Here is a 26,171-nt window from a genome sequence, read left to right on the forward strand (position 1 = left end):
GCCTCAGCCCTCGCTACGCCAACAATCACAGCACTGACAACCGCAGTACCGATCATCTCGATCCTAACAGCGCGCAGCAGCCTACTTCACCTCCGCCGGGGCCAGCCGCAACAGCTTGCCGTCATCCTCATCCGTCAACACATACACATAGCCATCCGGCCCCTGACGGACATCGCGAATCCGCGCATCCTCATCCTGCAGCAAACGCTCCTCGCCCACCACCTTCCCATCCTTTAGCTGCAGCCGAATCAACGTTTCGTCCGCCAGCGCCCCAATAAACAGCGACCCCTGCCACGCCGCAAAACGGTCCGCATCATAAAACGCCATCCCGCTAATTGCCGGCGACTTCTTCCACCAATACAACGGCCCCTGCCCACCACTCAACGTCTTGCCCTTCGCCTCCGGAATGGGCAAACCCGAATAATTAATCCCATACGTCGCCAACGGCCAACCGTAATTCTTCCCCGGCGCAATGACGTTCACCTCATCCCCGCCGCGCGGCCCGTGCTCACTCTCCCAAAGCTCACCCGTCCACGGATTCAGCGCCATCCCTTGAGGATTACGCATCCCGTACGTCCAGATCTCGGGCAACACATCAGCACGCCCCACAAACGGATTGTCCTTCGGCACCGACCCATCCGCCCCAATCCGCACAATCTTGCCTTGGTGCTTATCCAAATCCTGCGCCGTCGGCCGTTGATTGTTTTCTCCCAAAGCCACAAACAACAACCCATCACGACCAAACACCATCCGGCCACCAAAATGATTCCCCGTCGACAACTTCGGTTGTTGCCGGAAAATCACCCCAAAATCCTCCAGCCCCCGCCCATCCTCCGACAACCGACCACGCCCCACCGCCGTCCCCGCCTTACCGTCATCGCCGACCTCCGCATAAGACAAATACACCAAACGGTCAGACCCAAAATCCGGCGACAACACCACATCCAACAACCCGCCCTGCCCATTCGCCCACACCTTTGGCACACCCGCCAACGGCTCAGACAACTTGCCCTGCCCATCCAACCGACGCAACCGCCCCGGCCGCTCCGTAATCAACATCCCCCCATCCGGCAAAAACGCCACCGACCAGGGATGCTCCAGCCCCGTCGCGACCTCCGTCACCTCAACCTCACCCTTCGTCGGCGCCGGCGCCTCAATAGAAACCTCAGCCTGAGACAGCCCAGTTCCCATCGCCACCAACACCGCACCCACTCGGCCCAAAGCCATCACCACAGACCGTCGCGCAACACCCGCAAATATTTCAGACATGTAAATCCCCACTGAGCCAAACCAACAGCGCCGAAGACAGGAAGAAAAGGAGGAAAGAACGGACGCCAAAAAAGCAACCAGACAGGCGTACCATAACAAGTACAAATGGCAATATAGACATGCGCCATCGTAATAACGCACACCCACAGCGACCAACCGGAGACTCATCACCATGAAACTCTACTACATGCCCGGCGCCTGCTCGATCGCCGCCCACATCACCCTGGAATGGATGGGCGAACCCTACGAAGCCCAGCTTGTCGCCCGCGACGCGCTCAAACAGCCCGCCTACCTGGACATCAACCCCATGGGGGCAGTACCCGCGCTACAAGACGGTGACATGACCCTCACCCAAAACGTCGCCATCCTCGAATACCTGGCCGAACGCGCCCCGCAACTCCAGCTACTCGGCGACGACACCCCACAATCCCGCGCCCAAGTCCGCCGCTGGCTCGCCTTCATCAACGCAGACGTACACCGCACCTTCTCCCTCATCTTCGGCGCGGCCCGCTACACCGCCGACGAAGCCGCCCAAGCCGAAATCCGCACCAACGCCGCAGCCGCCCTGCGCAACATGTTCACCATCCTCAACACCCAACTCGACGGCAAACAATACCTAACCGGCGACAAACCCACCATCGCCGACCCATACCTGTATGTCGTCCTGCGCTGGGCCCACGCAAAAGAAATCGACCTCTCAGGCCTAGACAACCTGAGCACCTTCTTCGCCCGTATGCAATCCGACAAAGGCGTCCAGAGCGCCCTCAAAGCCGAAGGGTTGTAAGCAGTAGTTTGCTTGGGTGGGGGTGTTGGTTCTTTCGACGCCAGGGGTCAGCGTATTGGGCCCCGCCGGCCCATCGCCTCGGCTCGGGCGCATGCGGGCGTCCTCGGTCCCGCTGCGCGGGACTTCCCGAGCCTCAAAGGGCCGGCGGGGCCCAATACGCTGACCCCTGGCTCGCAATGTTCCCAACATCACGCATGCTGGTAATACAGCATCCCGCGCTACAGGCACACCCGTAAATAAGTCGAGGCCCCACACCCTCAAGCGCCCCAAGTCAACGACCCAGTCTGATAACTAACGACCAGTCGTGGCATCGAGGCAAGCCGAGGCGGCGGGCCTTTTGAAAAACGGGAAGTCCCGCGCAGCGGGACCGAGGCCCCTGGTTGGGCCGAGCCGTTTTGATTAGGCCCGCCGCCTCGGCTTGCCTCGATGCCACGACGTGTTTAGAACCCAGCCCGTCGCAAAACGCAGTCCCGCGACAACAGCAAACGCCGCAACGAAAGAACCCACAACGCCACGCAAAAACCCACCTACCTAAGCCCCCAGATAAGCCTTACGCACGTCATCGTTAACCAGCAAGTTGGCCCCCGTATCCTGAAGCACCACGCGACCGTTCTCCAGCACATAACCGCGATCCGCCACCTGCAGCGCCTTATTCGCGTTCTGCTCCACCAGAAACACCGTCACTCCCTGCTCGCGGATCGTGCGGATAATGTCGAAAATCTGCGCAATGATCAGCGGCGCCAAACCCAGCGTCGGCTCATCCAGCAACAACAGCTTCGGCTGCGTCATCAACGCCCGGCCAATCGCCAGCATCTGTTGCTCTCCGCCCGACATCGTCCCCGCACGTTGCGACGCCCGTTCCTTCAATCGAGGGAACAGCGTATACACATGATCCAGGCCCGCCTCGATCTCCTGGCGGCTCAAAAAAAAGCCGCCCATCATCAGATTTTCCGCAACCGTCAAATCCTTGAACACACGACGACCCTCAGGCGAAATCGCAATCCCACTACGCATAATGTGATGCGTATCCTTGTGAGTAATATCCTCGCCCTCGAATGTAATCGTGCCCTCCTTGGCCCGCGGATTCCCGCAAGCCGTCATCAGCAGCGTCGTCTTGCCCGCGCCATTCGCGCCAATCAGCGTCACGATCTCGCCCTGATTCACCTCCACAGACACACCATTGAGCGCCTGAATCGCACCGTAAAAAGTATGAATATTCTCCAGCTTCAGCATCACTCTTCCCCCAGGTACGCTTTAATCACGCGCTCATCACTACGTACCTGCTCCGGCGTACCCGTCGTGATCGGCTTGCCGTGTTCCATCACCAGGATCCGGTCGGAAATGCCCATAATCAAACTCATATCGTGCTCGATCAACAAGACCGCCACGCCAAACTCCCGACGCAACTGATCAATCAACTGCTGCAGATCGCGCTTCTCATGGGGATTCAGGCCCGCCGCCGGCTCATCCAGCATCAACAAACGCGGCTTCGTAATCATGCAGCGCGCGATCTCCAGACGACGCTGGTGACCATACGCCAGATTGCCCGCCTCCCGGTTCGCATACTGGCGCAGGCCCATAAAATCCAGCCATTGCGCCGCGCGATCCAGCGCCTCGGCCTCAGATCGTCGATACGACCCCAGCTTTAACAGGCCCGGCAACAAACGCGACTCCACCTGCGTATGCTGAGCCACCAGCAAATTTTCCAGCACCGTCAACTGCTTGAACAAACGCACATTCTGAAAAGTGCGCACCAAACCGTGGCGCGCCACCTTGTGGCTCGGCAAACCGTTGATCGACTTGCCATCCATCATGATGTCGCCGCCCGTCGGCTTATAAAAGCCGCCCACGCAGTTAAACACCGTCGTCTTGCCCGCACCATTCGGTCCAATAATCGCAAACACCTCATCGCGATGGACATCGAAACCCACACTATCGACGGCCAGCAAACCGCCGAACCGCATCGTGAGGCCCGAAACTTTCAACAAGGCTTCACTCATTTGGTCAACTCCACATGGGGACGTTTCATCGGCAACAACCCTTGCGGACGCCACATCATCATCAACACCATCACCAAGCCGAACAACAGCATCCGGTACTCGGCAAACTCGCGCGCCACCTCAGGCAACACCGTCAGCACAATCGCCGCCAGAATCACCCCGACCTGCGAACCCATACCGCCCAGCACCACAATCGCCAGAATCAGCGCCGACTCGATAAACGTAAACGACTCCGGGTTCACCATCCCCTGGCGCGCCGCAAAAAATGCGCCACCAAAGCCCGCGAACATCGCCCCCAGCGTAAATGCCGACAGCTTGATGCGCGTCGGATTCAGCCCCAGCGAACGGCACGCAATCTCATCCTCGCGCAACGCCTCCCACGCGCGACCCACCGGCATCCGAATCAGGCGCGTCGACACAAACAACGTCACCAACGCCAACGCCAGCGCCATCAAATACAGATAGTTGACCATGTGCTGGTTATCAAACGTCCAGCCCATCAACTGGTGAAACGTCTGCGTGCCCTCCTCGCTCGGACGGCGCGTCATTTCGAAACCGAACACCGTTGGCTTGGGAATACCCGAAATCCCGTCCGGACCACCCGTCAGGAAATTCAGGTTGATCAACAACAAGCGGATAATTTCACCAAAGCCCAGCGTCACAATCGCCAGATAATCCCCGCGCAAACGCAACACCGGGAAGCCCAGCACAAAGCCGAACAGCGCCGCCACCAGGCCGGAGAAAGGCAGCGCCTCCCAGAAACCCCAGCCCGCCCAGTGATAGAGCAACGCATAGGTATAGGCGCCCACCGCGTAAAAACCCACAAAGCCCAAATCCAGCAGGCCCGCAAAGCCCACCACGATGTTCAGCCCCAGGCCCAGCATCACATAGATCAGCACCAGCGTCGCGATATCCACCGAGCTGCGGCCGCTGAAAAACGGCCAGATCACCGCCACCGCGATCAGCAGCACGATCAGCCATTTACGTCCCTTGGTCGGCGCGGCCGGCAACACCGGAATACTGGTCTTCAAGCGCCGGAACGGAATCGCCAGCCACGGGCGAAGCAATTGAAAAACAAAAACCGCCGCGGCAGCCCAGGCCACCAGATCCCAGCGGGGGTCAATATGGGTTTGAGCGCCCTGGCGTACCAGTTTCAGCCCAAACACAGGCATCATGATTACGGCCGTCATCAAGGCCGCCATCACCGCATTTTTAAGGGTGTGCTTGGCCATCAGACTTTTTCCACTTCAGGTTTGCCGAGCAGTCCCGACGGGCGGAACAGCAGAATCAAGACCAGCAGCCCAAAGGCCACGATGTCCTTGTACTGAGACGAGATATAGGCCGCTGCCAGCGTCTCCGCCAAGCCCAGCAGCACACCGCCCAACATCGCGCCGGGGATGCTGCCAATGCCGCCCAGCACCGCCGCCGTAAACGCCTTGATCCCGGCCAGAAAACCGATAAACGGATTGAGCTTGCCGATCGTGATCGCGATCAACACACCGCCCACCGCCGCCAGCATCGCACCCAGAATGAAGGTAAACGAAATCACGCGGTTCGTATCAATACCCAGCAGATTGGCCATGTGCATGTCTTGCGAGCATGCCCGCGACGCACGACCCATGCGCGAGTGTTTGATAAACAGCGCCAGCGCCACCATCAACAACACCGTCACCACGATAATCATGATCCGGGAATACGGCAGCGTGACGTCAAAAGCCGAGCCCATATGAAACTGCACGGACCCGGATATCAGCGAGGGCACGGCCATATCGCGCGCGCCCTGCCCTAGGGCCACCCAGTTCTGCAGAAAAATCGACATACCAATAGCGGAAATCAGCGCCACCAGCCGTTGGCTGCCGCGTACCGGCCGGTAGGCCACGCGTTCGACACTGAAACCATAGACGCCGGTCACCGCAATCGCCACCAGCAACATGGCAGCCACCATGAACGGCAAAGGCAAACCGCTACCGGTGCCAATCGCGGTCAGGGTGACCAGGCCCACATACGCGCCGATCATATAGATCTCGCCGTGAGCAAAGTTGATCATACCGATGATGCCGTAGACCATTGTGTAGCCGATGGCGATCAACGCGTAGATCGCGCCCAGAGACAGACCGTTAAAGATCTGCTGGGTAAGTTGGGGGATAAAGTCTGACATGGATATTACCTATGCTCCAAATAGTTCCGGCCCCGGTTGAATGAACCCGGAGCCGGAAACCTGGGCGTACGATAAAGCCCCGGCGGATAGCCGGGGCATCGCGTGTTTACAGCTGGGTTTTCTTACCGTCTTTGTCCCACTTGTAGACGGCAAACTCAAAGTCCTTCAAGTCACCCTTTTCGTCGTATTCGACCTTGCCGATACCGGTGTTGAACGTGTTGCTGTGCATATAGTCAGCGACCTTTTCGGGATCCTCGCCCACGGCCTCGATGCTCTGGGCCAAGATCTGCACCGCCGCATAAGCCGGCATCTGGAATGCGCCGTCCGGATCGCGCTTGGCGTCCTTGAAGGCCTTCACAATGCCTTCATTGCCGGGCATCTTGGTAAAGTCAGCCGGCAACGTGACCAGCAAACCCTCGATGGCCGGACCGGCAATCGCCACCAGATCCTGGTTGGCCGTGCCCTCGGGGCCCATAAACTGAACGTCCAGGCCCTGTTCGCGCGACTGACGCAACAGCAAACCCAGTTCGGGGTGATAGCCACCGAAATACACCAGGTCCACGCCCGAGGACTTGAGCTTGGTGATCACGGCCGAATAGTCGCTGTCGCCCACGTTGATGCCTTCGAACAGGGCGACGTTCACGCCCTCTTTTTCAAGGCTGCTCTTGACCTGCGTGGCCACGCCCGAACCGTAAGTCTGCTTGTCGTGCAGCACGGCGACCTTCTTGGGCTTGAGCGTCTTGGCGATGTAGTTCGCCGCGTACGGGCCCTGCTGATCATCGCGACCAATCGTGCGAAAGAAGAAATGCGGCTTGGTCGTGTCCGTCACCAGTGGCGACGTAGCACCCGGGGTGATGGCCACGATGCCTTCTTGTTCGTAGACGTTCACGGCAGGCACGGTCACACCCGAGCACGCGTGGGCGACGGCGAACTTGGCGCCAGAGTTGACCACACGGTTGGCCGCCGGAACGGCCTGCTTGGGCTCGCAGCCATCATCAATCAGAATGGCTTCGAGTTTCTTGCCTTTGACGCCGCCTTTCGCGTTGATCGTCTCAATCGCGGTCAAGGCGCCGGCCTGGATCTGGGTGCCATATTGGGTATTTGGCCCAGTCATGGGCTGAGGCATGCCGATCTTGATGGTGTCGGCCGCATGGGCAGCTCCCACCAACAACAACGAGCCAATCGCCAGGGCGATGGGGTTCACACGGTGCAGAAGCTTCATTCGATATTCTCCGGCGATAGGGATGGACAGCTTTGTACGGCACAAGCCCCTGTGGGGGATACCCGGGGAACCTGGACGCACATTGCCGGCTTCTTGGGCAAAAGTACTGCGTGGGCGGTATTCTGAAAGCTGCCCCAGACCCTGTCACTTCGAGTATTCCCCAATATGATGCAAAGCATCCTATCCAGGGACACATCACAAAGGACAAAGTGGCGCGCAAGTATCTGCCCGGTTACTTACGCGAAGCTGTCAAACCCCGTCAAACAAGGGAAAACGCGCAGGCCCGTCCGGCTAATACCGGCGCCGACGGCTACAATCACGCTATGAATCCCGACCTCTCTATTGCTTTCATTGGCGGCGGCAATATGGCCACCGCCCTGGCCACCGGTCTCGCCGACAACATCTGCCCGGCGGGTAACCTGCACGTCGTTGATCCGAACGCTGCAGTCCAGGACGCCTGGCGCCAGCGCGGCGCTACCGCCGCCGCCGCGCCCGATGCCGCCCTAAGGGCCTGCAAGATCTGGCTTTACGCTGTCAAGCCCCAGCAAATGCGCGAGGTCGTCGCCGCTACTCGGTCTTGGCTGCAACCCGACACCCTGATCATCAGCGTCGCCGCCGGCATCCGCGCCGGCACCCTGGCCGACTGGCTGGGCGAGCCCGGCGCGCCCTGGCAAAACCTGGTGCGCTGCATGCCCAACACCCCTGCCCTCGTCGGCGCGGGCGTCTCGGGCCTGATCGCGCTGCCCGGCGTCGATGCGGCTGGTCGCGCGCTTGCAGAAAGCCTGCTTGCCTCCGTCGGCCAAGTCGTCTGGGTCGCCGACGATGCCGGCCTGGATGCCGTCACCGCCCTCTCGGGCAGTGGCCCCGCCTATGTCTTCCTATTTATCGAATCCCTCATCGCGGGCGGCGTCGCCGTCGGCCTGACTCCCGACCAGGCTCGCCAGTTGGCCCTGGGCACCCTGGCCGGCGCCACCAAGCTCGCCGAGCAAGCCGCCGAGCCCCCCTCGGTGCTGCGCGAACGCGTCACCTCCAAAGGCGGCACCACGTACGCCGCCTTGCAAGTCTTCGAGCAGGCCAACCTGCGCGACACCGTACAGCAGGCCATGCAAGCCGCCGCGCAACGCTCGCGCGAGCTCGCCGACGAATTCGGCCAGTAGACAAACCCGCAACCTCCGCCATGAACGCCAGCAATCCCCAGTCCCCTCCCACGCCCACTCACCCGATTGAGCCAGGCCACCAAAAATTCCGCGCCTTCCAGGCCATGACGCCCGGCCAATTCGCCATGGCCGTTTTTTGCATGGGCCTGATCGTGGTGGGATCCAACATCCTCGTCCAGGTTCCGCTCAACGACTGGCTGACCTGGGGCGGCCTGTCGTATCCCATCGCGTTCCTCGTCACCGATGTTCTTAATCGCCGCTTTGGGCCAGGCGCCGCGCGCCGCGTCGCCTGGGTGGGCTTCGCGCTCGCCCTGATTGTCTCCATCTGGGTTGCCTCGCCGCGTATCGCCATGGCCTCGGGTCTGGCCTATATCTGCGCCCAGTTGGCCGATATCCAGGTCTTTGATCGCCTGCGCGACCAGCGCTGGTGGGTCGCGCCCATGTTGTCCGGTACCGTGGGCGCACTGCTCGACACCGCCATATTCTTTAGCGTGGCCTTTGCGGCCACCGGCACGCCCTGGGTCACCTGGATGCTCGGCGACCTCGCTATCAAGCTGGCCGTCAATTTGACGATGCTGGCCCCATTTCGTGCATTGATGTGGAATCTGGCGCGCCCCGAGCCCCTCGATACGCCTTCTGTCAACCAACGCGCGTAATATGTCTTCGATCGGGGTTGACGACGCCCGGGTCGGCTAAATCCCGACTGACCATCACCTGACAGATCAGGCCGGATTGACCCGAACCGGCCATGATCGCAACATGGCCCGATACAGCGCCCGATATAAAACCTAAAACCCGAGACAAAATCCACCTGGGTGAAATGAAGTCCCCCCTTGTCGCTCAGCCGCAACAAGACCTGACATTGCCTCACGAAATGCGACGTGTATTTGACAGTGCCAGTTCGTGATGTAAAAGTCACGCTTCTGTCATGTCCTCTACATAAGGTGTCGTGTTTCTTGCGGCCACAATCCTCGGCCACATCTACACGCAAACCGGAGAATTATCCATGAGACCGCAACACCTAGCCCTCACTTTTGCCGCCGTCCTGACGGCCCTGGCCACCTCATCGGTCTATGCCGCCACCGACATCCAGTTCTGGCACTCCATGGAAGGCGCTCTGGGTGAGCGCGTCAACGAGCTCGTCAAAGAATTCAACGAAAAGAACCCCGACTACAACGTCAACGCGGTCTACAAGGGGACCTACGGCGAATCGATGAACGCCGGTATCGCCGCCTTTCGCGCCGGCAATGCGCCGGACGTGCTGCAGGTCTTCGAGGTCGGCACCGCCACCATGATGTACGCCAAGGGCGCGATCAAGCCGGTCCAGGAGATGTCCGAAGAAGCCGGCAAGCCGCTCGACCCCAAAGCCTTCATCGGCGCGGTCGCGGGCTACTACTCGTCCCAAGAGGGCAAGCTGATCTCCATGCCGTTCAACAGCTCGACCGTCGTCTTCTACTACAACAAAGACGCCTTCAAAAAAGCCGGCCTGGATCCCGAAAAAGCCCCCAAGACCTGGGAAGAGCTCGCCGACGTAGGCCAGAAACTCAAGGCCGCCGGCCAAGAGTGCGGCTACACCACGTCCTGGCCGTCCTGGGCACAGTTGGAAACCTTCTCCGCCTGGCATAACGTGCCCTATGCCACCAAAGACAACGGCTTTGGCGGTGTGGACGCGCGTCTGGCCATCGACACCCCACTGCACGTCAGACACCTGGATAACCTGGCCAAGCTCGCCAAGGAAGGCATCTTTACGTATGGTGGACGCGGCGATCAGCCCAACTCGCTGTTCATCAGCGGCAAATGCGCAATGATCACGGGATCAAGCGGCATGCGCGCCAACATCGCCAAGAACGCCAAGTTCGAATTCGGCACCTCGACCCTGCCCTACTACGCGGACGTCAAGGGCGCACCGCAAAACACCATCATCGGCGGCGCGTCGCTATGGGTGTTCGCCAAGAAATCGCCCGAGGTCTACAAGGGCGTGACCAAGTTCTTCCATTTCCTGGCCAGCCCGGAAATCGCCGCTCGCTGGCACCAGCAAACCGGCTACGTGCCCGTCACCGTGGCCGCCTACGAGCAGACCAAGAAATCCGGCTTTTACGACAAAAACCCCGGCACCGAAATCGGCGTGCAACAGCTGAACGTCGCCACCACCGCGCAATCGCGCGGCGTGCGCCTGGGCTTTTTGCCGCAAATCCGTGAAATCGAAGATCAAGAAATCGAACGCATCATGGCCGGCAAGACCAGTGCCCAAGACGGCATCAAGACCATGGTCACACGCGGCAACGAGTTGCTCGAAAAGTTCGAAAAAAGCGTGAAGTAATCTCGTTGAACGGCGGTCTTTTTCACCAAAGACCGCCGTTTTTATTGCCACGCCTCGTTATCAATTGATCAGGGTCTTGCCCCATGGAAAAACGCGTTGTCTTTCGGCACAAGACCCTACCCTATCTGCTGCTAGCGCCTCAAATCGCGATCACGCTGATATTTTTCTTTTGGCCCGCGGGCCAGGCCCTGTGGCAATCGACCCAACTCCAAGACGTCTTCGGCTTATCCACCGAGTTCGTTGGCCTGGACAACTTTATTGATCTGTTCAATCAAGACGCGTATCTCGACTCGTTCCGCGTCACCGCGATGTTTTCCGCGCTGGTGGCGTTTGTCGGGCTGGCCGTCTCGCTCGTGCTGGCCGTCATGGCCAACCGCGTCATCCGCGCCGCCGGTCTGTACAAGACGATGCTGATCTGGCCGTACGCCGTGGCGCCGGCCGTGGTCGGCGTGCTGTGGTTGTTTCTGTTTTCGCCGTCGGTTGGCATCCTGGCGGTCGCGCTCGGGCAACTCAGCATCCACTGGAATCCGCGCCTGGACGGCGATCAGGCCATGATCCTGGTACTGATTGCCGCCGTCTGGAAACAGATCTCATATAACTTCCTGTTTTTCCTGGCTGGCCTGCAGTCGATCCCGCGCTCGCTGATCGAGGCCGCCGCTATTGACGGCGCGTCGCCCGCCCGACGATTCTGGACAATTGTCTTTCCGCTGCTATCGCCCACGACGTTCTTCTTGCTGGTCGTCAACGTGATTTACGCGTTCTTTGACACCTTTGCCGTGATCGACACAACCACGCAAGGCGGCCCCGGCACGTCGACCTCCATCCTGGTCTACAAGGTCTATAGCGATGCATTTAACGGCCTGGACCTGGGTTCGTCGGCCGCGCAGTCGGTCATCCTGATGTTCATCGTCGTCGCGCTGACGGTCATGCAGTTCCGCTATATCGACCGCAAGGTCCAGTACTGAAAAGGTAGAGCATTATGGTTGAACGCCGTCCCTGGCTGGACATCCTGGCCCACCTCATCCTGCTGTGCGGTGTCGCGATCGTCGCCTTTCCGCTGTACGTGACGTTTGTGGCGTCGACGCAGACGGCCCAAGAGGTCGCGTCGGCGCCGATGTCACTGTTGCCCGGACCGCATCTCGTGGACAACTATACGCGCGCGCTGATGGGCGAAGGCGTAGGCAAAATGCTGATGGTCAGTTTGATCATGGCGCTGGCGATTGCGATCGGCAAGATCGCGATCTCGCTGCTCTCGGCGTTTGCGGTGGTGTACTTTCGCTTTCCCGGCCGCATGTTTTTCTTCTGGATGATTTTCGTCACGCTGATGCTGCCGGTCGAGGTGCGTATTGCCCCCACATACAAGGTCGTGGCGGACTTGGGTCTGCTCAATAGCTATGCGGGCCTGACCCTACCGCTGATCGCGTCGGCGACGGCAACGTTTTTGTTCCGACAGTTTTTTCTGACGATCCCGGACGAATTGGTGGAGGCGGCCCGGATTGATGGCGCGGGGCCGATGCGGTTTTTCCGCGATGTGCTGCTTCCGCTGTCGCGCACGAGTATCGCGGCGCTGTTTGTGATTCAGTTTATTTATGGCTGGAATCAGTATCTCTGGCCGCTGTTGATCACGACAAAAGAAGATATGTACCCGGTGGTGATCGGCATTAAACGCATGATCGCGGGTGGCGACAGTGTGACGGAGTGGAATATCACGATGGCGACGGCGCTGTTGGCGATGATTCCGCCGGTGCTGGTGGTCATCCTGATGCAAAAATGGTTCGTCAAAGGCTTGGTCGATACCGAAAAATAACCGTGCTGCCCTCTCTGGCAACCGCTTACGCAAAGAACATCCATGGCAACCCTGAGCTTTCGCAATATCAAGAAGACCTACGCCGGCAATGTGGCGGTGATCCACGGCGTCGATGTGGATGTCGAGGACGGCGAGTTTATTGTGATCGTCGGCCCGTCGGGCTGCGGCAAGTCAACGCTGATGCGCATGGTCGCAGGCCTGGAGACGGTGACGAGCGGCGAGATCCTGATCGATGGCCAGGTGGTGAATCACCTGGAGCCGGCGGAACGCGATATCGCGATGGTGTTCCAGAACTATGCGCTGTATCCACACATGAGTGTGTTCGACAACATGGCGTACGGGCTAAAGATCCGCAGGCTGTCGAAGGAGGATATCCGCCAGCGCGTGCAGGCCGCGGCCCGCATTCTGGAATTGGAGCATTTGCTGGATCGCCGCCCGCGCCAATTGTCGGGTGGCCAACGCCAACGCGTGGCGATGGGCCGCGCGATTGTGCGCGAGCCGAAGGTATTTTTGTTCGACGAGCCGTTGTCGAATCTGGATGCGAAGCTACGTGTGGCGATGCGCCTGGAGATCATGAAGCTGCACCGCCGTCTGGGCACGACGAGCCTGTATGTGACGCACGATCAGGTGGAGGCGATGACGCTGGCGCACCGAATGATTGTGATGAACCAGGGCATCCCAGAGCAAATCGGCACGCCGATGGAGGTTTTCGAAAAGCCGGCGTCGACGTTTGTGGCGAGCTTTATTGGTTCGCCGCCGATGAATCTATTGACGGTCAATATTTCGGCCGAGGGCACGATCCAGACGCAAGATGGCGTCTTATTACAAATCGCGGGCGATCAGGTGCCCGCCTCCGTTCGTGGTACGTCAGTGATTCTGGGCATCCGCCCGGAGCACATCACGCTGAATACGGCGGGGTTTCCTGTTGAAGTGGAGATGCTGGAAACACTGGGCTCGGAGCAACTCTTGCATGCGCGCTGCGGTCAGGCCCCGATGGTTGTCCGCTGTCCGACGAATCTCTTGGCGGGTACTCCGGTGAATCCTGGCGATAGGCTTCAGTTCGGCAGCGATGGCAAGCATGATCTGCATTGGTTCGACGTTGAAACGGGGCGTCGGATTTAGCGCGGTTCTTGCGTGGGTTGGCGGTTCTTTAGTGGCAGAGTTGGTTTTTTCGTTGCGGTGTTTGCCGTCTGTGATGATCCGCTTTTCCAAGTGGGGTGCGCCGACTGTGAGGTTTGTTGCCGATTTTTTTCTTCGTTTCAGGACACTGCTTGGCGAGCTTACTCATGATTTCTTGAGACCGTCGCGATCGTTGCCGCGGTTTTTGGACGAGATTGAGATGCTGGCTTCCGTGTGTCTGGCTATTGCCTTTGCGCATCTGCTTGGTGCGCATAATGCGGGCTGGGCGGCATTCAGTGGCTATCTGGTGATGCGATCACAGCTACGGGCGACATTGACCCGTGGGGCTTTGCGCGTCTTGGGTACGCTGGTCGGAGCGGGTGCCGCTTGTCTTTTGGCCGGCGTGGTCGAGAACTCTGATCTGTGGGTGAGTTTGTCGATAGCATTGGTCGGAACGGCTACGCTTTATTGTGCGATGACACGCGTCTATAGTTATGCGTGGCTGCTGGCGAGTCTGACGTTTGCCATGGTGGCGCTTGATGCGCTACAGCATCCTGCGGTGGATGTTTTTGTTTTTGCGACGACGCGCATTCTGGAGGTAACGGCGGGGACGTGTGCGAGCGTGATTGTCAGCATGTTGTCTACGCTGACCGTACGCTCTCGTTTGGCGGCAGCGGCAGCGACGCCTTCCGCTGTGCCCGCATCTCGTGTGTCTTCCGAACCGCCAAAGGTTGACCCTACTCTGCAACCACTGCCCTCGCAGAACGCGATATCTCATGCGGCGCAGGCGGGTTTAGCTTTGGCGTTGACGCCTTTTCTGGGGCGTTGGATGGATGTGCAGTCTTTCAGCCAGGCGGCGATTACGATCATTGTCGTGATGATGGTGCCGCTGAGTTCGCCCATGCCACTCGGCAAAACCGTACGCACGAAAAATATTCACCGTTTTCTGGGTTGCCTTGCGGGCGCTATGGTCGCCGGGATCATGGTGCTGGTGTTTGGACCCAGTTGGATCACGTTCACGTTGGGAATGTCGCTAGGCGTTTTGTTCGGCAGGCATATCGAAAACAGTGGGCGCAGTTTTGCGTATGTCGGCACGCAGTTCTCTCTGGTGTATCTGGTACTGATGGTGCCCGATTCGTACGCCCACATTAATGTGGAAAGAGGCATCGATCGATTGGACGGCATTGTGGTGGGGATGCTTTTGGTTGAACTGGCGCGCTTGCTCAGTTTTCCGTGGTTGCGTAAGTCGGCTCGGTCTTGAGCGTTTGTTGTGGCAGCGTTTGCTGTTGTCGCGGAGGGCGTTTTGCGACGGGCTGGGTTCTAAACGCGTCGTGGCATCGAGGCAAGCCGAGGCGGCGGGCCTAATCAAAACGGCTCGGCCCGACCAGGGGCCTCGGTCCCCTACGGGGACTGCCCGTTTTTCAAAAGGCCCGCCGCCTCGGCTTGCCTCGATGCCACGACTTGCGGTTAGTTATCAGTCTGGGTCGTTGACTTGGGCCGCTTGAGGGTGTTGGGTCTCGACTTACTTACGGGTGTGCCTGTAGCGCTGGATGCTGCATGACTGGTATCCGGAAGGCTTGGAGACATTGCGAGCCAGGGTTCAGCGTATTGGGCCCCGCCGGCCCTTTGAGGCTCGGGCAGTCCCGCGCCAGCGGGACCGAGGGCGCCTGCATGCGCCCGAGCCGAGTCGATGGGCCGGCGGGGCCCAATACGCTGAACCCTGGCGCCTCAAGAACCAACCCCGCCAGCAAGCCCCCCCTCCCCCTCAAGGCAACACAACCGACTCCTGTACTGGAGACACTCTCGGTAATGGCGCTGTGACGCGCCAGATGGCTCTGCGCCGCAGGGCGGTCAGGATTTTTAGTCCTTGGGGCCAGTCTCCAAAGCCGCTGTCGGCGTTGATGTGGCCGGCGTTGGGGATGATTTCCAGGCGGCTTCCCCAGGCGTCTGCGAACTGCGCTGCACGTTCCAGCCTGCAGTACGGGTCGTTGTCGCTGGCGACGACGACGGATTGAAATGAGAGTGAGTGCAGTGGGACGGGGCCGAATGCTTGCAGGCAATCGGGGGCGCTGTGGCGCTCTACATCGGCGGGAGCGACCAAGAGTGCGCCCGCGATTTTGGCGCGTAGCGGGACGGGCAGGCTGACGCAGGACAGGCAGCCGAGACTGTGGGCGATGAGGAGGACCGGGCAAGCGGCTCGGTCTACGTGGGCGGCAACGGTGGCGTGCCAGATCGCGGGGTCGGGGTTATCCCAGTCGGGCTGCTGTACGGTTTGGGCGTGTGGCACGCATTCGGCCCAGCGGGCTTGCCAGTGACCGGGGGCGGAATTTTTCCAGCCCGGGACGAGGATCGGTTGGAATCTCATGGCAGATATGATGCCGCGCTGCTTTATGAAGGTAAACGAACTAATTCTCTTTTGTATATATCGGTATAGGTATATGGGAATCCGTCTGATCTGAGGGTTTCTCGGGATGGAGCACGGGTTTTTCCGGGGTACCTTTCGGGTATGCTTGGCGTGCACTGTGTGGGGTCTGGATCTTGTCGCGCGCGTGTCGCGTGGACGGTCTACCCTGCCTGGATAACGAAATCGAACGTTAAGGAGATCGGCTATGAAGCAAGCATTTCGTCTTAGCCCTGTGCTGGCTGCACTGAGTTTGGCGGCGGGTTTGGCCGTGTCGGCGGGTGTGCAGGCGCAAAGCATCAAGATTGGCGTGGTGGGGCCGACGACAGGCCCTGTGACGCAGTATGGCGCGATGGTCCGCGAGGGTGTGGATACGGCGATCGAGGTGATCAATGCCGCGGGCGGTGTTGATGGCAAAAAGCTCGAGGCGGTGGTGATTGATGATGGGTGCGAGCCCAAGCAAGGTCCTGTCGCGGCGAACCGCGTGGTCAATGATGAGATCGGGTTTGTGGTCGGGCACGTGTGTTCGGGCGCGACGATTGCGGCGGCGGATGTCTACAACAATGAAGGCGTGGTGATGGTGACGCCTTCGGCGACGGCCCCCGCCGTGACGGATGGCAAGGACTACGAGTTTATTTTCCGCACGATTGGTCGTGATGATCAGCAGGGTCCCGCGGCGGCGAAGTTCATTCTGGACAAGATCAAGCCCAAGACGGTAGCCGTGCTGCACGACAAGCAGTCGTATGGCCAGGGTATCGCGACAGCGGTGAAAAATGATCTCGAAAAGGCCGGGACGAAGGTCGCGATTTTTGAGGGGATCAATGCGGGCGATAGCGATTACTCGGCGGTGATTACCAAGCTGAAGTCGAATAACGTGGATTTTGTGTATTACGGCGGTTATCACCCGGAGATGGGCTTGTTGCTGCGTCAAGCGTCCGAACAAGGCGTGAAAGCGAAGTTCATGGGTCCCGAGGGTGTGGGCAATCCGGACATTAATGCGATTGCGGGCCCGGCTGCCGAGGGAATGCTGTTGACGCTGCCGGCGGACTTTACGAAGAATCCGGCGAACGCCGACATCGTCAAGGCCTTCGAGGCTAAAAAGCGTAATGCCAGCGGCGCGTTCCAGATGACGGCCTATGCGGCAACGCAGGTAATCGCGGATGCGATCAAGGGATCGGGCAGCACGGATCCGACCAAGGTGGCGGCGTATCTGCATGCCAATACCTTCGATACGCCGATCGGCAAGACGGCGTGGAACAAGCAAGGCGATCTGACGGACTTTGAGTTCGAGGTCTTTACCTGGCACAAGGACGGCAGCAAGACGGCCTATAAGTGATGTCGCACGAGGCACAGACCGCGTCAATTAGCGGTTTGTGCCTTTGTCTGGCGGCCTGCACCGCTAGCTAGCCCATGCCGGTTGCCCGTGCTTTGCTTGTGCCATTGCTGATGCCTCAATCACCGAGGGTTAAAAAGGCCGCAGGCTGACTTCCTTTGCGTAACTCAGAAGTAACGCTGCCGATTGATTGGTATCAAAAACGGAATGCGCGGCCGATTAGGGTGACGATTTTGGGGCGTTTTGCAGTCTTCTATCGGCGATCTGTGGGGTTTTGGGGGCTTTTCACGGTGGTTTTGCTTAGGAAATAAGGGTCTTGACAATTATTTTCTGAGCTTCGCGAAAAAACGACATCAAGATACAAAATACTTCAGAAAGAGGCGTTTCAGCACTGAAATATTAACTTTTGTTATAAAACTTTCATTTACTTAATAATATAGCCTCTATTGCCAGGATACTCCGCTTAGGTTGAGGCTTTCTTTTGTAGGAGATTTGAGATTTTTGTGTGCGGAACGATGGATATTAGGGGCGGTTTGTATCTGCGTTTTGCCGGCCGGCACGCGGAAAGCTTACAAACGCCATATAAACAGTAAAATTTGCCAATTCGAACTCTACGGGTAGCCCTTTCTAATGACTGAGCCTCTTTTTTTGGCGCAGGTACTAATGCCTTATTGCTAAGTCAGTGTTAACCGATGTGATCTGCGAGCGTGGTGGTTGTCTGACCGGCTCGTATGCGTAGCTAATAACAATACAAGACCAAAAAACTCTCAAGAGTAGTTGTTCGAAGGAATTCATTTATGGCAAAGCGTGTTGCCGTCGTAGGGCTCTCGTTCCGGTTTCCGCAAACGGATACTGAGCAATATTGGAACGACCTGATGGCCGGACGTGACCTCGTTACGGAGGTCGAAGCCAATCGTTGGCAGCAAGACGCCTACCTGCATCCCGCGAAAGATCACCCAGGCACCGCATACACGTTTGCGGCCGGGTCGATTGGGGACGTGTCGGGTTTTGATGCGCAGTTTTTTGGTATTTCACCGCGCGAAGCGTCGTTGATGGATCCGCAGCAGCGTCTATTGCTGGAGCTCTGCTGGGAGGCGATCGAGAACGCCGGGGTCAAGCCGTCGAGTCTGCGCGGCAGTGATTGTGGCGTGTATATCGGTATCGCGAGCGCTGATTATTCGTATCGCATGTCGGATGACATGAGTGCCGTTGACGCCTCGATGGCGACCGGCAATACGTCGAGCATTGCGGCGAACCGGCTGTCTTATCTGTTTGACTTGCATGGCCCGAGCATGGCGGTGGATACCGCGTGCTCGTCGGCGCTGGTGGCATTTCACCAGGCGTGCCGCGCGATTGTCACGGGTGAGACGACGCATGCGATTGCGGGGGGCGTCAGCCTGCACCTGCATCCCTATGGGTTTATTACGTTTTCCAAGGCATCGATGCTGTCGCCCGGTGGGCGCTGCAAGGTCTTTGACGCGTCGGGCGATGGTTATGTGCGTTCCGAGGGCGGCGGCCTGTTTTTGCTGAAGGATTACGATCTGGCGGTCGCCGACGGCAATCATATTCTGGCCGTGATTGCGGGCAGTGCCGTCAATACGGACGGGCGCAAGTCGGGGCTGACCGTCCCGAATGCCAATGCGCAGATTTCGTTGATGCAGCAGGTGTACGAGCGCGCCGGCATTCCGGTGTCGGACATTGATTATCTAGAGGCCCACGGCACGGGTACGGCGGTTGGCGACCCGATCGAAACGCGCGCGATCGGCGCAGCGCTGGGTCAGCCACGTGGCGCGGATAATCCGCTGACCATCGGCTCGGTCAAAAGCAACATGGGTCACCTCGAGGCCGCGTCTGGCGTGGCGGGTTTGGTCAAGGCCGTGTACAGCCTGCAGCATCGCATGGTGCCCGCCACGATCGGCATCCAGACGCTGAATCCGGCAATCGAGTTCGACGACTGGAACATCTCGGTCGCGACGCAAAACACGCCCTTGCGCCGCAAGGGCACGCTGACAATCGGCGTGAATTCGTTCGGCTTTGGTGGCGCGAATGCGCACGTGATTCTGCAAAGCCCGCCGGTAAAGTCCAACGACCCGGCCAACAAGCTGGCCAATACGGCGGCGGTACCGGTGATCGTTTCCGGCAAGACGCCCGAGGCCCTGAAGGCCGCCGCGCGCAGCATGGCCGACGTGCTGCAAAGCCAGCCCGCTCGCGCCTTGTATGACGTCGCCTACCATGCGGCGATGCGCCGTGAATGGCACGCCGAGCGTGCCGTGGTGTACGGCACCGACAGCGAACACGTGGCGCAGGCCCTGGCCCAATTCGCCGAGGGCGACGCGCCGCGTTATAGCGTGGCGTCGGGTAGCGCGGTTGCCGACGCGCAAGGCCCGGTCTTTGTGTATTCGGGCAATGGCTCGCAATGGGATGGCATGGGCCGTCAGTTGCTGGCGGACCCCGTGTTTGCCGAGGCCGTCCACGAGATCGATACCTTGTTCGCGCCGCTGGCAGGCTATAGCCTGGGCGACGAGCTGGCGCGCACCGACAGTGCCAAACAATACGAACGCACCGAGGTCGCGCAACCCGCCCTCTTTGCGCTACAAGTCGGCGTCACGCGGATGCTGGCGCAACGCGGCATCCACCCCACGTCGGTGATTGGCCATAGCGTGGGCGAAGTCGCCGCAGCCTGGGCCAGTGGCGCACTGACGATGGCCGACGCCGTCCAAGTGATTTTCCATCGCAGCCGCCTGCAAGGCACCACCAAGGGCCGCGGCTGCATGACCGCGGTCGGCATCGACGGTGCTACCGCACAGGCCTTGCTGACCGAGCTACAGGTCACCGACGCGGTATGCGTCGCGGGCTACAACAGCGTGCGCGGCGCGACACTGGCGGGCGATCCGGCCGCCATGGCCACCGTCGAGGCCGTACTGGCCGAGCGACGCGAGTTCTACAAACGTCTGGACCTGGACTACGCCTTTCACAGTGCGGCCATGGACCCGATTCAGGCCGACCTGCAGCAAGCCCTGGCCAACGTGGTCTCGCAGCCTTGCCAGATCCCGTTCCTGTCCTCGGTCGACGGCAAGCCGCTCGACGGCACGCTACTGAACGCCGATTACTGGTGGCGCAACGTCCGCGAACCCGTGCGTTTTCATCAGGCCGTCGACACGCTGGTGTCGCAAGGCAATAACGTTTTCATCGAGGTCGGCCCGCATCCGGTGCTGCGTTCGTACGTCAACGACAGTCTCAACGCCGCCGAACGCAAGGGCGTGGTGCTGTTGACGGCCAGCCGTGGCAATGATGACCCCGCGCGTATCCACGACGCGGCCGGCCAGGCCCTGCTCAGTGGCGCGCAGACTGACTGGCAGGATCTCTTTCCCTGGGTGGGACGTCACATCGCCATGCCGGCCTATCCGTGGCAGCGCGAACGTTACTGGCATCCCATGTCGCCCGAGTCGCTGGGCCAGTTGCAACGCACTAACGTGCATCCCCTGTTGGGCTACCCGTTGCGCCAACACGAAGGCATGTGGGAAAGCCAACTCGACACCAAACTCCGCCCGTGGCTCGCCGATCACGTGGTCGGCGAGGCCGTCGTCTTTCCTGGCACCGGTTTCGTCGAGATCGCCCTGGCCGCCGCCCTGCAATGGCAACCGGGCGCCTGGGCCGAAATCGAAGAACTCGAAATCCGCTCACCCCTGCTGTTGGGGGCATCGCCCTCCAAGCGCGTGCGCGTCACGCTGGACACCGCCGATGGCGGCTTGCGTATCCAGGCCAAAGACGTGGGCAGTACGGAACCCTGGACCCTGCATGCCTCCACCCGCGTCCTGCGCGAAGCCAGCGCGGCCCTGCTGACCAGCACGCCGGTACAGTGCCCGGATCGCCCGTACGACTTTACGACTGAGAGCCATGCTCTCATGACGCGTGCAGTCGGCCTGGACTACGGCGAGGCCTTCCGCGCTATCCAGCACGGCTGGAAAGAGTCCGACGAATCCGTGCTCGCCGTGTTGCAGCCCGCACAGATCCTGCAAGACCAGTTGTCCAGCAGCCACCTGCATCCAGCGTTGCTCGACTGCTCCTTTCAGTTGATCATCCAACTGCTGCACGATGACCCCTCCTTTGATCGGGGTGTGGCCTTTGTGCCCGCCAAGGTTGGCCGCCTGGCGCTACGCGCCGATGGCGGCACGCCGCGCTACGTGCGCGCGCGCCTGTTGCGCCGCGCGCCGCATTCCCTGACCGCCGAGTTCACGCTTTACAACGCCGAGGGCGAACAAATCGCCGCCGTGCGCGAGGCCCGCTTCAAGAGCATTCGCCTGTCCAAGACGGCCGCCGATGCGTTGGACTTTGTCGACGACGCGGGCGTACCCCGCCCGCACGCCCAAGATCCGCGCAGCCATCAAAGCACGCTGGATGCCGCCACGGCCGCCGACACGTGGGCCGCGATGGCCGCGCGTGCCGCCCAGGACGAGACCCACACGCGCTACGCCCACGAAATCGAGCCCTTGCTCGATAGCCTGTGCGATCACTTCTTCATCCGTGCGCTGGGCACACTGGCCCCCAACACCAATCACCTGTACGACGACGTCGCCGAGCGCTGCCGCCAGGCCTCGCCCGAGTCCGCCGCGCTGCTGGATCACCTGCTGGCGCGCGCGACCGATTCGGGCCTGCTGGAACGCGCCCCGTCGGGCTGGACCATCAACGCCCAAGACGACGGCGCGGATGTCATCGATATCTGGAATAGCCTCCTGCGCGAATACCCGGACTACGCCCACGTCGTGCACGCGGTGGGCCGCGTCGGCTTGCATCTGGGTCCGCTGTTGCAGGGTCAAACCACACTGGATGCCATCTGCCCCGACGACGCATCCGCCAGCGCGCTGACCCGCCAGATTTTGGGTACCGAAGCGCGCGAACGCATGGGCGCCACACTGCAGACCCTGCTGACGCAAGCCCAGGCGGCGTTGCCCGCCGGGTCGCGATTGAGCGTTCTGGAAATCAGCGCGCATTCGCCGGCCTTTGCCGTGCACTGCTGCACCGCACTAGACTTCGATCTGGCCGACTACCGCTACGTCTCGACGCAGCCGCAGGCGCTGGAACACGCCCAACGCCTGCTGGACAGCCATCCCGACGCCTCGCACGGCCTGATTGGCGACGAGACCGACCTCGCCGACCATGATCTGATCATCCTGCACGCCGACGCCGACAGTCCCGATGACACGTTGCGCGCGCTGGAATATGCCCGCGCCCACCTGAAAACAGGTGGCACGCTACTGTTGCTCGGCCACCATCCCGTGGCCTGGCTGGACTTTGTCGCCGGTGGCAACCCCAACTGGTGGATCCCGGCCGACGGCGAAAATCCGCGAGCGTCGAGCCAGTATTCCGCTCGCACATGGCAAGACCTGCTGACCCAACAGGGCTGCACCTGCGGCCCCATCCAGGAATTCGTCCCCAACAGCCTCACCGGTCCGTACCTGCTCAGCGCCGTTGCCGCCGCACCCGCCTCGACGCTCGCCACCACGCGGGCGGTGCAGGCCGCGCAAGCCAACGCCGCCGCGAATATCGCCGCGAGCGTCACGACAGTCAACGCCACCCCTCATGCAGCCGTCAATGCCTCGGCAAACGGAGCCAAGAACGGCGCCGTCAACGCCACCGCGAACACCGCCACCCGGGCGACCCATTCGCCCGTTGACGCACAGGCCATCCCACCGGGCTGGCTGCTCTTGGCCGGCTCGCAAAACGCCGATCGCGTCCTGGCGCAGGCCGTGTCCACTCGTCTGAACGCCGCCGGTCATCGCACACTGATCCAGTACGACGCGGATCCCGCCGACTTTGAAGCGGTGTACGCCCAGGCCAAGCAACATCTGGCCAAACTGGATGGCATCATCCATCTCGATGGCTTGGCCCAAGCGCCCGCCGCCCAGACCAACGACGCCGCCCTGCAAACCCAGGTGCGCCGTTGCGCCCTGACCGCCGCGGCCGCCCAGACCCTGGAACATCACAGCAGCAAGGCCACCTTGTGGCTGTTGACCATCGGCGCCGCCCAGCACCTGGCCACCCCGGATGCCGAGCCCTTTAGCCTGAACGACACCGCGTTGTGGGGCTACGGCCGCACCCTGATGAACGAGGCCGCCCAGTTTGGCGTGCGCCTGCTCGATCTGCCCAACACTGACTTCAGCGACCCCGTGCTCGACGCCCTGGAACGCGAACTGCGTTGGCCCGATGCCGAACAAGAGGCCGCACTCACCGCACGAGGCGAGCGCTACGCGCCACGCCTGCACATCCAGCCACGTCCCGTCAGCGTCCAGGCGCCCGAGCACAGCGCCGACCACATCAGCCTGGGCTTTGAATTCCCGGGCCAGTTGCGCAACCTGCGTTGGGAACGTGGCCCCGCCAATGAACTCGCCGACGACGAACTCGAAGTCGAGGTCCACGCGACCGGCCTGAACTTCCGCGACGTCATGTACGCCCTGGGCCTGTTGTCCGACGAAGCCATCGAAAACGGCTTCTCCGGCCCCACCCTGGGTCTGGAATTCGCCGGCACCGTGCTGCGCGTGGGTACGAGCGCCGCGGGCGACTACCAACCCGGTGACGCCGTCGTCGGCTTTGGACCGGCCAGCTTCTCGAACCGCGTGCTGACCCAATCAAACGCGATCGCGCACATCCCGAACGACATTTCCTTCGAAGCCGCCGCGACCATCCCCAGCACCTTCTTCACCGTGTACTACGCGTTGCATCATCTCGCGCAACTCGAAGAAGGCGAAAAAGTGCTGATCCACGGCGCCGCGGGCGGCGTGGGTATTGCCGCGATTCAATTCGCGCAATCGCGTGGCGCCGACATCTACGCCACCGCCGGCTCCGACGAAAAGCGCGACTTCCTGCGCCTGCTAGGCGTACAACACATCTACGACTCGCGCTCGCTCGCCTACGCCGACGAAATCCTCGCCGACACCCATGGCCAGGGCGTGGACATCGTGCTGAACTCGCTCGCCGGCGAAGCCATCAACCGCAACCTGCGCGTGTTGAAGCCCTTTGGGCGATTCCTCGAACTCGGCAAACGCGACTTCTACGAAAACACCCGCATCGGCCTGCGCCCGTTCCGCAACAACATCAGCTATTTTGGTATTGATGCAGATCAGCTCATGCGCGAACGCCCCACCCTCACCCGCCGCCTGTTCGGTGAAATGATGGCGTTGTTCGAACAAGGCGTACTGCGTCCCCTGCCGTATCAGGAATTCGACGCCAACGACATCATCGATGCCTTCCGCTTCATGCAGCAGGCACGCCAGATCGGCAAAATCGTCATCACGTATCGCAATGGCATTCGTCATACGCAAGCCGTGCGTCACGTCACCGCGACACCCACGCCCCTGACCCTGCCCGAACAAGCCACCTATCTCGTCACCGGTGGCCTGAGCGGCTTTGGCCTGCGCACCGCGCAATGGCTCGCCGACAAGGGCGCGCGCCATCTGGTCCTGGTCAGCCGCAGCGGCCCGACCGCCGAACCCGCGCAACAGGCCATCGCCGAACTCGAGGCACGCGGCGTCACCGTGCACGCCACCGCCTGCGATGTCACCGACAGCCAGGCCGTCAACACCCTCTTGCAACACATCCACGACACGATGCCGCCTCTCAAAGGTATCGTGCACGCCGCCATGGTCATCGAGGACGGCCTGATCCGCAGCGCCACCGCCGAGCAGATCCAACGCGTCCTGGCGCCCAAAGTCCTGGGCGCCTCGAACCTGGACGCCGCGACCCAGGCCCAAGGCCAGGTGCTGGACTTCTTCATCATGTATTCGTCCGGCACCACCCTATTCGGCAACCCTGGCCAGGCTAATTACGTCGCTGCCAACATGTGGCTCGAGGGCCTGGCGCGCCGTCGCCGCGCTCAGGGCCTGACTGCGACCTGCGCGCGCTGGGGCGCGATCGACGATGTCGGTTTCCTTGCCCGCAACAAAAAAATCAAGGATGCCCTGCAAAGCCGCATGGGCGGCGCCGCACTCGCCTCCGAGGCCGCCCTGCAGGCGCTCGAAGACATGCTGCTCGCCGACGTCAGCGGCCTGGGCGTACTGGAACTGGATTGGCGCGCCTTACGGCGTTTTCTGCCCACCGCCGCCACGCCCAAATTCAGTCTCCTGGCCCGCCGCAGCAGCGACAACGGCGACGACGACGGTGACACCGGCGACATCGCCCACCTGCTCGCCACCCTGGACGACGAGGCCCTGCATCCCGTCTTTGTCGACATGTTGCGCAACGAAGTCAGCGAGATCCTGCGCGTGCCCGGCGACAAGATCAACCCGGACGTCTCCGTCTACGACATGGGCCTGGACTCGCTGATGGGTGTCGAGCTCGTCGTCGCCCTGGAAAGCCGTTTCGGCATCCGCCTGCCCGTCATGGCCCTGAACGAGAGCCCCACCCTGTCCAAGCTGGCGGATCGCCTCATCCTGCTGTTGCGTGGCGACAGTGACCATAGTGAATCCGACACCATGCTGGCCCAAGTCGAACAAGTCGTCTCGCAACACACCGACGAAATTCCGGCCGAAGCAATGGCAAAATTTGCCGATGATCTAAAATCCGGCAATATCAACGCCAAACGCATGATTCACTAGACGGGACGCT

General features: G+C 60.8%; 17 protein-coding genes. 10 read left to right on the forward strand and 7 right to left on the reverse strand.

Annotated features, from left to right (window positions below; all coding sequences use genetic code 11):
* Positions 1 to 81 precede the first annotated feature (81 nt).
* Complete coding sequence (locus ACYVDM_RS13950) at positions 82 to 1,227, reverse strand: PQQ-dependent sugar dehydrogenase (protein ID WP_460475419.1); 1,146 nt, start codon at positions 1,225 to 1,227, stop codon at positions 82 to 84.
* A 214-nt stretch (positions 1,228 to 1,441) separates the two neighbouring features.
* Between ACYVDM_RS13950 and ACYVDM_RS13955 the strand changes: the two genes are divergently transcribed.
* Positions 1,442 to 2,053: a glutathione S-transferase family protein gene (locus ACYVDM_RS13955; protein ID WP_415793638.1), complete on the forward strand. Its 612-nt coding sequence runs from the start codon at positions 1,442 to 1,444 to the stop codon at positions 2,051 to 2,053.
* Between the two features lie 531 nt (positions 2,054 to 2,584).
* Here the strand turns inward: ACYVDM_RS13955 and ACYVDM_RS13960 are convergent.
* The 5 genes from ACYVDM_RS13960 to ACYVDM_RS13980 form a co-directional block, all read right to left on the reverse strand.
* Positions 2,585 to 3,286 carry an ABC transporter ATP-binding protein gene (locus tag ACYVDM_RS13960; RefSeq protein WP_415793614.1) on the reverse strand — a complete coding sequence of 234 codons (702 nt, stop codon included), beginning with the start codon at positions 3,284 to 3,286 and terminating at the stop codon, positions 2,585 to 2,587.
* The gene (gene livG, locus ACYVDM_RS13965; RefSeq protein ID WP_460475408.1) at positions 3,286 to 4,053 is read right to left on the reverse strand and encodes a high-affinity branched-chain amino acid ABC transporter ATP-binding protein LivG; all 768 of its coding nucleotides are present in this window, start codon (positions 4,051 to 4,053) and stop codon (positions 3,286 to 3,288) included. Before livG ends, ACYVDM_RS13960 begins: the two co-directional genes overlap by 1 nt.
* Entirely contained in the window at positions 4,050 to 5,285 is a 1,236-nt protein-coding gene (locus ACYVDM_RS13970) for a high-affinity branched-chain amino acid ABC transporter permease LivM (RefSeq protein WP_415793616.1), read from the reverse strand. The genes livG and ACYVDM_RS13970 overlap by 4 nt, the downstream gene beginning before the upstream one ends.
* Entirely contained in the window at positions 5,285 to 6,211 is a 927-nt protein-coding gene (livH, locus tag ACYVDM_RS13975) for a high-affinity branched-chain amino acid ABC transporter permease LivH (protein ID WP_415793617.1), read from the reverse strand. Before livH ends, ACYVDM_RS13970 begins: the two co-directional genes overlap by 1 nt.
* A 106-nt stretch (positions 6,212 to 6,317) precedes the next feature.
* Entirely contained in the window at positions 6,318 to 7,433 is a 1,116-nt protein-coding gene (locus tag ACYVDM_RS13980; RefSeq protein WP_415793619.1) for a branched-chain amino acid ABC transporter substrate-binding protein, read from the reverse strand.
* Positions 7,434 to 7,756: 323 nt separating this feature from the next.
* Here ACYVDM_RS13980 and proC point away from each other — a divergent pair, with 323 nt between their 5' ends.
* The 7 genes from proC to ACYVDM_RS14015 all read left to right on the forward strand — a co-directional run bounded on the left by proC (position 7,757) and on the right by ACYVDM_RS14015 (position 15,097).
* A complete protein-coding gene (gene proC, locus ACYVDM_RS13985) occupies positions 7,757 to 8,590 on the forward strand; it encodes a pyrroline-5-carboxylate reductase (protein ID WP_415793627.1) in 834 nt (277 codons plus the stop codon).
* Between the two features lie 104 nt (positions 8,591 to 8,694).
* A complete protein-coding gene (locus tag ACYVDM_RS13990; protein WP_415793628.1) occupies positions 8,695 to 9,246 on the forward strand; it encodes a queuosine precursor transporter in 552 nt (183 codons plus the stop codon).
* A 350-nt stretch (positions 9,247 to 9,596) separates the two neighbouring features.
* Entirely contained in the window at positions 9,597 to 10,910 is a 1,314-nt protein-coding gene (ugpB, locus tag ACYVDM_RS13995; protein WP_415793620.1) for a sn-glycerol-3-phosphate ABC transporter substrate-binding protein UgpB, read from the forward strand.
* Positions 10,911 to 10,993: 83 nt separating this feature from the next.
* Positions 10,994 to 11,875: a sn-glycerol-3-phosphate ABC transporter permease UgpA gene (ugpA, locus tag ACYVDM_RS14000; RefSeq protein WP_415793621.1), complete on the forward strand. Its 882-nt coding sequence runs from the start codon at positions 10,994 to 10,996 to the stop codon at positions 11,873 to 11,875.
* 14 nt (positions 11,876 to 11,889) lie between these two features.
* Complete coding sequence (gene ugpE / locus ACYVDM_RS14005; protein WP_415793622.1) at positions 11,890 to 12,717, forward strand: sn-glycerol-3-phosphate ABC transporter permease UgpE; 828 nt, start codon at positions 11,890 to 11,892, stop codon at positions 12,715 to 12,717.
* Positions 12,718 to 12,759: 42 nt separating this feature from the next.
* Positions 12,760 to 13,839 (forward strand): sn-glycerol-3-phosphate import ATP-binding protein UgpC, encoded by a 1,080-nt coding sequence (locus ACYVDM_RS14010; protein ID WP_415793623.1) that lies wholly within the window; start codon positions 12,760 to 12,762, stop codon positions 13,837 to 13,839.
* 217 nt (positions 13,840 to 14,056) lie between these two features.
* Entirely contained in the window at positions 14,057 to 15,097 is a 1,041-nt protein-coding gene (locus ACYVDM_RS14015) for an FUSC family protein (protein ID WP_415793625.1), read from the forward strand.
* 504 nt (positions 15,098 to 15,601) lie between these two features.
* Here ACYVDM_RS14015 and ACYVDM_RS14020 read toward each other — a convergent pair.
* Positions 15,602 to 16,201, reverse strand: coding sequence for an RBBP9/YdeN family alpha/beta hydrolase (locus tag ACYVDM_RS14020; RefSeq protein WP_415792845.1), 600 nt, complete (start codon positions 16,199 to 16,201; stop codon positions 15,602 to 15,604).
* A gap of 244 nt (positions 16,202 to 16,445) precedes the next feature.
* Between ACYVDM_RS14020 and ACYVDM_RS14025 the strand changes: the two genes are divergently transcribed.
* Together ACYVDM_RS14025 and ACYVDM_RS14030 are read left to right on the forward strand one after the other, a co-directional pair.
* Complete coding sequence (locus tag ACYVDM_RS14025; protein ID WP_415792844.1) at positions 16,446 to 17,573, forward strand: branched-chain amino acid ABC transporter substrate-binding protein; 1,128 nt, start codon at positions 16,446 to 16,448, stop codon at positions 17,571 to 17,573.
* Between the two features lie 794 nt (positions 17,574 to 18,367).
* Positions 18,368 to 26,161 (forward strand): SDR family NAD(P)-dependent oxidoreductase, encoded by a 7,794-nt coding sequence (locus tag ACYVDM_RS14030; RefSeq protein WP_460475409.1) that lies wholly within the window; start codon positions 18,368 to 18,370, stop codon positions 26,159 to 26,161.
* Positions 26,162 to 26,171: the final 10 nt, after the last annotated feature.

The sequence above is a fragment of the Bordetella tumulicola genome (assembly GCF_054779135.1).